The organism is Yoonia sp. (genome assembly GCF_046498525.1).
Taxonomy (GTDB): Bacteria; Pseudomonadota; Alphaproteobacteria; order Rhodobacterales; family Rhodobacteraceae; genus Yoonia.
Map to the genome: position 1 here is coordinate 1 of NZ_JAWOAN010000125.1, position 5,647 is coordinate 5,647.

The 5,647-nt window shown below is 58.2% G+C and carries 6 protein-coding genes; 1 reads left to right on the forward strand and 5 read right to left on the reverse strand.

Annotated elements, in window-relative coordinates; translation table 11 throughout:
• A partial coding sequence (locus R6T97_RS08665; protein ID WP_410348892.1) for a matrixin family metalloprotease occupies positions 1-849 on the reverse strand: 849 nt, incomplete at its 3' end.
• A 118-nt stretch (positions 850-967) separates the two neighbouring features.
• Positions 968-1,426, reverse strand: coding sequence for an Lrp/AsnC family transcriptional regulator (locus tag R6T97_RS08670; protein ID WP_410348893.1), 459 nt, complete (start codon positions 1,424-1,426; stop codon positions 968-970).
• A gap of 138 nt (positions 1,427-1,564) precedes the next feature.
• Here R6T97_RS08670 and ald point away from each other — a divergent pair, with 138 nt between their 5' ends.
• Positions 1,565-2,683: an alanine dehydrogenase gene (gene ald / locus R6T97_RS08675; RefSeq protein WP_410348894.1), complete on the forward strand. Its 1,119-nt coding sequence runs from the start codon at positions 1,565-1,567 to the stop codon at positions 2,681-2,683.
• A gap of 50 nt (positions 2,684-2,733) precedes the next feature.
• Here the strand turns inward: ald and mscL are convergent, their stop codons facing one another.
• From mscL to pheT, 3 genes are all read right to left on the reverse strand, one after another.
• Entirely contained in the window at positions 2,734-3,168 is a 435-nt protein-coding gene (gene mscL / locus R6T97_RS08680) for a large conductance mechanosensitive channel protein MscL (protein ID WP_410348895.1), read from the reverse strand.
• A gap of 218 nt (positions 3,169-3,386) precedes the next feature.
• Positions 3,387-3,833, reverse strand: a complete 447-nt coding sequence (locus tag R6T97_RS08685; protein WP_410348897.1) for a YtoQ family protein — start codon at positions 3,831-3,833, stop codon at positions 3,387-3,389.
• Positions 3,834-3,877: 44 nt separating this feature from the next.
• Positions 3,878-5,647: phenylalanine--tRNA ligase subunit beta (gene pheT / locus R6T97_RS08690; protein ID WP_410348896.1), on the reverse strand; the 1,770-nt coding region annotated here is incomplete at its 5' end.

A 5,647-nucleotide genomic window follows, 5' to 3' on the forward strand; every position in this document is an offset into this window, starting at 1 on the left:
GCCACCATCGGCAACGGTCGTGTCGCCACCTCCGATGATCAGGTCGTTGTCGCCCCCGCCATTCAGCGTGTTCAGACCCAGTGCATCAATGATCGTATCATTGCCGGAATTGCCCGAGACATTGTCGCCTCCGGCACCTCCAAACAAACGGTCCGCACCTGGGCCGCCGATGATCGTATCCGCACCGGCAAAGGCAAACACCTCTTGCCCGACAATAATATCGGACAAATCAATCATATCCGGGCCGTCCGTCCACTGCCGGACGCCATAGATTGTTTGGATGCCCTCGATATCGCCATCGCCCAACAGCGATGCGAAAATGACCGGATTCATTATTTCCGTTTCATCTTCGACGTGCAGCAACCCCAGAAGATGCCCGATTTCATGAATCGCAACTGCGTAGAAATCAAGCGTTTCAGCAACCTGACCCGTCGGAGACCATGTCTCTGCGGCGTCAAACAAGACGCGACCCGTGTCCATGATTGAAATATCATTATCGGGATCTGGGTTGGTCGATCCGAAGAACGATCGCGCAATTGCGACTGTTCCACCGGGGTCGCCAAATAGATTCATCTCATTGTCAGCGATCTGTTTTTGCGTCCGGCTATCATCCGTCACGAAAAGGTCGATGTCACCGCCGGAACTTTGTTCGATGAAGTTCAGGTTTGCGATCACCGCCCAGGTATCAAAGGCGCGGCGCACCTGATTTTGAAAATCGGACAGTGCGAAACTGTTTGCCCCCGACGTGCTGAACATGAGCCCCGCAAGGTTTATCGACCACGTGATATCACCGCCCGAAGAGCCAAGCGCATCGGTCCCCCATTTCCGGTCTGCTAATAGAAAGCTCAAATCATGTTCCAGTCTCGGTCCATAAACGCTGGGTTAAGGGGCAAACACTGAACTCGTCTGGTGTTGAGACTATCTTGTAGCAAATTAATGTACCGTGAACGTAGAGCGGAAAACTGTATCAAAGAGGCAACGCCGTCGTATTTCTAACGGTGCGCAATGCAAAAGAGGACTGCATCTGCGCCACACCGGGCAAGCGCGCAAGATACCGCCGGTGGATGCGGGCGAAATCTTCGGTGTCACCAGCCACGACCTTCAGCAGGTAATCCGCCGTCCCGGCCATCAAGTGACATTCCAAAACGTCAGGCACACGCGCGACGGCCTTTTCGAAGGCGTCCAGCAACTCATCGGCCTGCCCACTCAACGTGATCTCGACGAAAACGGTCGTCGGAAGACCGACCTTGCGCGGATCCAGCAAGGCCACATAGTCACGGATATATCCGTCCTTTTCCAACCGTTGCACCCGCCGGTGACAGGCGGAGGCGGACAGGTTAGCCAATTCGGAAAGCTCTGCATTCGACATGCGGCCTTTCTTCTGTAGAACCTCGAGGATTCGGCGATCAATACTGTCTAATTCCATTTCCCGCACATTCCTTCGAAAAAATTGGCAAGTGACACAAACTCCTACCAAAGTTACCGCAAACATCCAAGAAAAAGCCCGATGAAATTGCGTCCGCGCAGTCGGATACTGGAGCCAGAAATCAGGGAGGAACAGGACATGCATATCGGGTGCCCAACAGAGATCAAACCACAGGAATTTCGCGTCGGCCTGACACCGAATGCCGCGCGCGAGGCCGTCAGCCATGGCCACCAAGTGACCATGCAGTCGGGCGCAGGCAATGGCGCGGGCTTTACGGACGCGGATTATACTGATGCGGGTGCTGCCATTGTCGAAACAGCACCAGAGGTGTTCGAAACTGCCGACATGATCGTCAAGGTCAAGGAACCACAGGCGGGTGAGCGCAAAATGCTGCGCGAAGGGCAGATTTTGTTTACCTACCTGCACCTTGCACCCGACCCCGAACAGACCAAAGACCTGATGGCATCCGGTGCAACCTGCATCGCCTATGAAACCGTAACCGACGAACGCGGCGGCCTGCCGCTGCTGGCACCCATGTCAGAGGTCGCGGGGCGTCTGGCCCCTCAGGTCGGCGCATGGACACTGCAAAAGGCCAATGGCGGGCGCGGCGTCCTGATGGGCGGCGTCCCCGGCGTCGGCCCTGCGCGCGTGCTTGTCATCGGCGGCGGTGTTGTCGGAACACATGCCGCGCGCATCGCGGCAGGTATGGGCGCGGATGTCACCGTCCTTGACCGCTCATTGCCGCGCCTGCGTTACCTTGATGACGTCTTTAGCGGGCAATTCAAGAACAGCTACGCAAGTGCGGGCAACACAATCGCGCTGGCCCGCGAAGCGGATCTGATCATCGGTGCGGTGCTGATCCCCGGTGCCGCTGCGCCCAAGCTGATCTCAAGGGCGCAGCTATCCGAGCTGAAACCGGGCGCTGCCCTTGTGGATGTCGCTATCGATCAGGGCGGTTGCTTCGAAACCTCCAAGGCGACCACCCACGAAGACCCGATCTACGATGTGGACGGCATCATGCACTATTGCGTCGCCAACATGCCGGGCGCTGTGGCGCGCACGTCGACCATCGCACTGGGCAACGCGACGATGCCCTTCATGCTTTCGCTGGCGGACAAAGGCTGGCGGCAAGCCTGCGAGGACGATCCGCATCTGCTGAATGGTCTGAATGTGCACGCTGGCAAGCTGACTTATTTTGCCGTGGGCAAGGCGCTGGGCATCGACGTGCTGTCTCCGGCGCTCGCATTGAAGGTTTGAAGAAAAAGGGCTCGCTTTCATCAGCGAGCCCTTTAATCCAGCGGGACAGGTCAGGTTTTGGCTTTCAGCGCATCGCGGATCTCTGCCAGCAACTCTTCGGCTGTTGGGCCCTTAGGTGCCTCCGGTGCAGGCTCTACTTCCTTGGCGGCGGCGTCTTTGATCTTGTTGACCAGCCGCACCAACATGAAGACAGCAAAGGCGATGATCAGAAAATTGATGACCGCCATGACGAAGGCCCCGTAAGCAAAGATCGCAGCACCGGCCTCGCGCGCAGCTTCAAGTGATGCACCTTCAGGCACCTCACCGGCAAGCACGGCGTAATTGTCAGTGAAATCAACGCCGCCGGACAAAAGGCCGATCAGCGGATTGATCAGGTCCCCCACCAGAGATGCGACAATCGCGGTAAAGGCCGCACCGATGATGATACCAACGGCCATGTCCATGACATTGCCTCTGGCGATGAAAGTCTTGAATTCGTCTAGCATGTTTTTGCCCCGCTTGATTTGGCGCGCGGAACTTTTACCCGCGACGCTACTGAGCAAGGTTTAGCCCTATCGGCACCCGGAAACACGGGTTTTATCGACGTATTCCAACCGCAACCTTGCCGGTCACAGAATTTTGCTGCAGGACATGCTAAACGCAGTCTTGATGCGTCAGCGACAAGGGGGACCGCAGGTCAATATCCGCCGGGGCAGGCCCCGACCTAAGGCAACTTACCGAACAAAACGTAGCGCAGAATATCAACAACCTGCTTTGGCTCTTCCACGACGGCACGGGCTGCGGCGTCCACCTCCTTGAGGGGATGCTGATGCTCTGGCCCATGCATCACGATCAATGATTTCCCAAGAGCCGCAGCATAGCCCGCATCGAACGCGGCGTTCCACTGCTTGTATTTCTCACCAAAGCGCACCACCACGATATCGGCGTTCTCGATTCCGTGCCGCGTGCGGATCGCGTTAAGATTCGCGCCTTTGTTGTCGTGCCAGAACTTCTTGTCTTCCGGTCCCATGATCGCCACCCCGCAGTCATCGGATGCATCGTGATGTGTGACAGGGCTTTCAAACACCACATCAAGGTCTGCTGCACCTTTGATGATCTGATTACGCCAGTCGGTGTGGATTTCACCGGAAAGATAAATCTTGAGGGTCATGTCTGTCATTCTCCTTCTATCGGGTTGGCTGTTGCCCAAAGCATCTAACCGCGCAGGCTACCGCCAGTCGCTTTGCTCACCTTGTCTACAATCTTGGCGCTGACCGCTTCAATATCGGCATCCTTGAGCGTCTTGTCCGTCGGTTGCAGACGCACAGTCACCGCAAGGGATTTCTTGCCTTCGCCCAAGCTGCCACCGATGAATTCGTCAAAGACGCGGACATCCGTGATCAGCGCCTTGTCGGCGCTAGCGGCGGCGTTGACCAGCGTCAGCGCCTCGACCTGCGCATCAACGACAAAGGCAAAGTCGCGCTCGACCGCTTGCAGGTCTGTCGCGGTCAAGGCGGGGCGGGTCGCCGTCTTTTTCTTGGGCACTGGCACTTCATCCGGCCAGATCGTAAAGGCTACGGCTGGCCCTTTGATATCCATCTCTCGCAGCACCTTCGGGTGCAATTCGCCAAAGATTCCCAATACTTTCTTGGGGCCAAGGCAGATTTTGCCATGCCGCCCCGGATGCCACCAGTCATCGGTGCCCCGCAGGACCTGCACCTTTGCAGGCGCGCCGATGGCGGTGAGAACCGCCTCGGCATCGGCCTTGGCATCATAAAGATCGACGGGCCGCGACGTGCCATGCACATCTTTCGGACCGGTCCGCCCAATCAGCACACCCGTGATCAGCATATGCTGTTCGCCCGGTTCGCCACCATGAAAACCCGCCCCGACCTCGAACAGGCCCATATCCATGAAGCCACGCGCCTGATTGCGCGCTGCCGCACGCAGTAGGCCGGGCAACAGGTTGGGCCGCATATGCGACATTTCCGAACTGATCGGGTTTTCCAGCATCGTGGCGTCATCGCCGCCACCAAACAGGCTGGCTGCTTCGGCATCGACAAAGCTGTAGGTCACACATTCGTTGTACCCCAGCGCCGCTGCCGCCCGGCGCGCGGCCTGCTGGCGCTGCTGGCCGGGTGTCAGGATCGGCTTGGGGACGCCCGCGTCGATGCGTGGCAGGGGCTTGCCTTGCAGTTTGGTCAGTGAGGCCACGCGCGCGACCTCTTCGACCAGATCGGCTTCGCCTTGCACGTCAGGACGCCATGACGGAACATGGGCCATGTTACCTTTCATGGTAAAGCCAAGTGCGGTCAGCGTCTCGCGCTGGGTCGCTTCGGATATTTCCATCCCGACCAGAGAAATCACCCGCTTGGCGTCCAGCTTGTATGCGCGGGAGGTATCAGGCACCTCGCCTGCCTGAATGACCTCGGACGCCTCTCCGCCCGCATGGTCGACGATCATACGCACCGCGTGTTCCAGTCCTTCGGGGGTGAACGCCGGGTCAACACCTCGCTCGAACCGGTAACGCGCGTCCGAGTTGATTTTCAGCGCACGGCCCGTATAGGCGATCTGGATCGGGTCCCAGTAGGCGCTCTCGACAAAGACATTGACCGTATCTTCGGTGCAGCCGGTTTCGGCCCCACCCATCACACCTGCGATGCTTTCAGGGCCGTTATCGTCAGAGATCACCATCTGCCCCGCCTGCAGGGTGTATTCCTTGTCATCAAGCGCTGTCAGCGTCTCTCCTCCGGCGGCGCGGTGGACGCGCAGACTGCCTTGCACCTTGTCGGCATCAAAGACGTGCAGGGGGCGATTGAGATCGTAGGTAAACCAGTTGGTCACATCGACCAGAAAGCTGATCGGGCGCAGGCCAATGGCGCGCAACTGGGTTTGGAGCCAATCGGGGCTGGGGCCGTTCTTGACACCCTTGATCAGACGCCCGCAGAAAACGGGGCAGCCGTCCTGCGTATCGGCGTCAATCGA

Coding starts and splice junctions, on each gene's coding strand:
- mscL (WP_410348895.1), bottom strand. CDS start 3,168: ATGCTAGACGAATTCAAGACTTTCATCGCCAGAGGCAATGTCATGGAC.
- R6T97_RS08670 (WP_410348893.1), bottom strand. CDS start 1,426: ATGGAATTAGACAGTATTGATCGCCGAATCCTCGAGGTTCTACAGAAG.
- R6T97_RS08685 (WP_410348897.1), bottom strand. CDS start 3,833: ATGACCCTCAAGATTTATCTTTCCGGTGAAATCCACACCGACTGGCGT.
- ald (WP_410348894.1), top strand. CDS start 1,565: ATGCATATCGGGTGCCCAACAGAGATCAAACCACAGGAATTTCGCGTC.